This window comes from Ruegeria sp. BHSB064 (genome assembly GCF_059613205.1).
In genome coordinates this window covers 1-3,517 of record NZ_JBXWSB010000219.1, presented here as the reverse complement: position 1 = coordinate 3,517, position 3,517 = coordinate 1, and the positions used below count along the sequence as shown (strand labels likewise).

The window sequence follows — 3,517 nt, the reverse complement described above, 5'->3', positions numbered from 1 at the left end:
GTCTTGGCCAAGTCGCGCTTAGCAAGCCACGCTAAACAAGGATGTTGTTCGGGGTTGAGCCGGTCGTGCGGTGAAAGTGTCAGTCCAGGTACGACAATAATATCAGCGTCGTCTGCGTTCTTAAATGTCTGGTCTGGCGCGATCCACACGCCACTTCCGCAACGAAATCCCTCGGCGTCCGGGCCAACAAGGCTGACGTCAAATACCGGGTTAGGCTCCTCGCCGCTCACCAAATGTTCCCAGTCCCGCCCTGCGGCCACCAAAGTGTCATACAGGCCAAACACGCTGGAGGCGCTGGTTTCGGGGGTGGCAACGATCTGAACCGAAAATGGCATCGGTAAAATCCCCTAAGTGGTGAATTTGCCCCCTTTTTAGCTGTTCCGCCACTCACGCCCAACGAAAAATGTCGCGCAGTCTTCAAGGGCACGTGGCCTGCTGGAGGTATTAGTGAAGATGAATGCTGTTTGGAGTATATTTTTCGACACTGAAAAGCAGACCATTCCAAAGAGGTCCGCCTCAGGAGGACTCAGCCCAACAGACGACCAAGGAAGAGGAACGGACAATTGCAAAGTGACGGAAGAGATGTGGAATTCGGTGATCTATCTTGGACCAGGCTGTTCACTGGTGAGAGACCGTTAGTTTGAGCACTTTCAATGTCAGCTTCGTCCGCAGTTCTGAGTTCAACCCGGTCGTTGCCGTGCAACCATTTGCTGGGTTAGTTTTGTCAGAATGAGCAAGACCATCACGATAATCGGAACATGGGTATTGAAGAGTTTCGTAACCGAGTTTGACGACGGCTCCACTCTTCTGCCCTATGGCGACAAACCGCAAGGCCGAATTGTCTACTCGAGCGATGGGTTCATGTCGGTTCACCTTTGGAACCCCGACAGGCATGTTGAGGGAACCCACTCAAGTGAAGACCCCAGCTACTTCTCGTATTGCGGTGATTGGTCAATAGAAGGCGCAGTCGTTCGGCACCGGGTTCATGTTGCGACTGAGGCATCTTGGGCCGGGCAGGATAAATTGCGAACTATGACGCCAATCGGCGAGCTTTTGGAATTGACGGCGGAAGGGGTCGTTTTCGAAGGAAAGAAAGGACGTGGTATTTTGGTTTGGGAGCGCCTGAGGAGGTAGGCGGCAGCGGCAATCGGTGAACGATCACTTCGTTTGCAACCTGGGAAGTACAAAGTCTAATTGTGAATGTCGGTTTAGAGCTGGATTAGCCGATTGCAACGCAACGATCATCGGCGGCAGGGCCCGCTTTTGAGACCTTGGGCACTATCGAAATCGAGCGGGTGCAGCGAACGGCGGCTATGCGGGCTGCGACGGCAGCATCGTCTGACCTTGATCAAGGTCGGCTCTGGGCCGTTGGATGTATCGTGGAAAACAGGGCAGGGCTTGTGCTGCGTCTGCACCGAGTTCTGCAAGGAGCCCAAAGCTACGGATGCTGCGAAGGAAACGAACGTCCACTTCTTGAGTGATGATTCGATTCTTTGCGACCCTGTAGTCATGAAATCTGCCTGTATTTTTGGGTGCGAACGCTTCCGATTAGGAAACTCTTGACAATGGCAACCTTGAACGTTTTGCTAATGACCGTGCGACGATGCACATAAAATCACCAAGCGACTCGGCTGGACGTTGACGCCCATTTGGGTCGCTTTTTGATTCCTAACACCAAGCTTCTCGCATTGATCAGCGTTCAGACTGACTCATATCAGGGAGCTTACTCTTATGAAAAATCTTCTAGGCACAGTCAGCCTTTTGTCCGCTATGACGCTGACTTCTACTGCCGCTTTGGCCGAGGTTAAGGTCGGAGCGATCTTTGACCTTACAGGTGGCCTGAACATCTACGGCATTCAGCAGGACAATGCACTTGATCTGGCGATTGCAAGTGTCAACGCAGCGGGTGGCGTCAACGGAGAAGAGGTCGTGGTCGTCGGCTACGATGCTCAGTCCGAACTTTCGAAGTATACGCAATTCGCGCAAACGGCGGTTCTGAGAGATGGCATCGCGGCGATGTTCGCGGGTTTGACAAGTTCTTCCCGTGAGGCGATCCGTCCGATCTTCCGCGAGGCAAATATCCCCTATTTCTATTCCTCGCTCTATGAAGGCGGCGCGTGTGACAAGCAGACCTTCGTGACAGGTTCTTCTGCCTCTCAGCAACTTAGCGTTTTGATGGAATGGGCGGTCGAGAACTACGGTCCCCGTATCTACATCATGGCCCCCGACTACAACTTCGGCACCATCTCCGGTCACTGGGTCCACGAGTATGCCAAGCAGCTGGGCGCTGAGGTCGTGGGCGAGGACTATCTGGCGCTGTCCGTAACAGACTACGCACCGACCATTCAGAAAATTCAGGCGTCCAATCCTGACCTTGTCGTCGCTCTGCCTGTTGGCGCAGCACAGACCGGTTTTCTTGAACAGTTCGCCGCGGCAGGTCTGAAGGACAGCATCGGCGTTGTTTCCACCAACTACGGCTCAGGTAACCAGCAAGTCGTGGTCTCGCCTCAAGCTGGTGAGGGTCTCGTTTCTGCCATGGGCTACTTCCCTTCGGTTGAGAGCGATGCCAACGCTGAATTCCTGGCCGCCTGGGAAGAAGCCTACGGGACCGATACGCCGGTTGTTGCTGGCGCGGTCGATGTCTGGAATGCGGTTCACCTCTGGGCCGCAGCCGCAAACAAGGCTGGCACGACCGACGCGGACGAGGTGATTGCTGCACTGGAAAGCGGCCTGACGTTCGAAGCTCCGAACGGCACTGTGACGCTTGAGCCTGGGTCGCATCACCTGCGTCAGGACATTTACATTGCTCGTGGCGATGCCAACAACGGCTTTGAGATCATCGCAACCTTCGAAGATTCCGAACCGACCTACGAGAACGAAGCCTGCAACCTCATCGACAATCCCGATGCGGCTGAGCACTTCACGCCCGAAGGTTAACCAATACAATTGTCGATGCGCCCCGGCGTGGGGCGCATCACCTCTGGGAGGATGCTATGGAACTCGATTTCCTAGCGACGGTTCTGCTGTCGTCATTATCCAGCGCGTCAATTCTGTTGATTGCAACACTTGGCTTGGCCGTCGTCTACGGCCTCATGGGTGTTATCAACCTCGCGCATGGTGAATTTCTTATGGTTGGTGCCTATTCGGCTCTGACGGCAACTCAGATTGGCTTGCCCTATCCTTTGGCCATACCTTTCGCGGTTGCCATGACAATGCTGATTGGCGCAACTGTCGAGTTGCTTATCATCCGTAAACTCTACGGACGGATATTCGATACGATGCTAGCCACTTGGGGGCTGGGCATGGTGTTCAACCAGGCCGCAGTTCTTATCTTTGGTACCGTGTCGCCCGGCATCGGTATGCCGCAATGGAACTTCCAGATCGGTGACTACAGCCTTGCGTTCTATCCCATTGCGATGATCTTCGTTGCGGCAGTCATGCTGGCCTTCGTCTATTTCCTGATGACGCACACCGTCTACGGCATGAAGGCGCGGGCCTCGATCCAAGAGCCGCAGAT

The 3,517-nt window shown here is 54.4% G+C and carries 4 protein-coding genes; 3 read left to right on the top strand and 1 reads right to left on the bottom strand.

What is annotated here, in order from left to right; genetic code table 11:
- Positions 1–335: type 1 glutamine amidotransferase family protein (locus AC2FNU_RS24345; RefSeq protein ID WP_496794015.1), on the bottom strand; the 335-nt coding region annotated here is incomplete at its 3' end.
- A gap of 394 nt (positions 336–729) precedes the next feature.
- On the opposite strand from AC2FNU_RS24345, the gene AC2FNU_RS24340 reads away from it, so the two are divergent.
- From AC2FNU_RS24340 to AC2FNU_RS24330, 3 genes are all read left to right on the top strand, one after another.
- On the top strand, positions 730–1,134 hold the full coding sequence (locus tag AC2FNU_RS24340) for a lipocalin-like domain-containing protein (protein ID WP_496794012.1): 405 nt from the start codon (positions 730–732) through the stop codon (positions 1,132–1,134).
- A 597-nt stretch (positions 1,135–1,731) separates the two neighbouring features.
- Positions 1,732–2,937: an urea ABC transporter substrate-binding protein gene (locus tag AC2FNU_RS24335; protein WP_496794009.1), complete on the top strand. Its 1,206-nt coding sequence runs from the start codon at positions 1,732–1,734 to the stop codon at positions 2,935–2,937.
- 56 nt (positions 2,938–2,993) lie between these two features.
- Positions 2,994–3,517 (top strand): ABC transporter permease subunit (locus AC2FNU_RS24330; protein WP_496794004.1); only part of this gene is annotated, 524 nt, incomplete at its 3' end.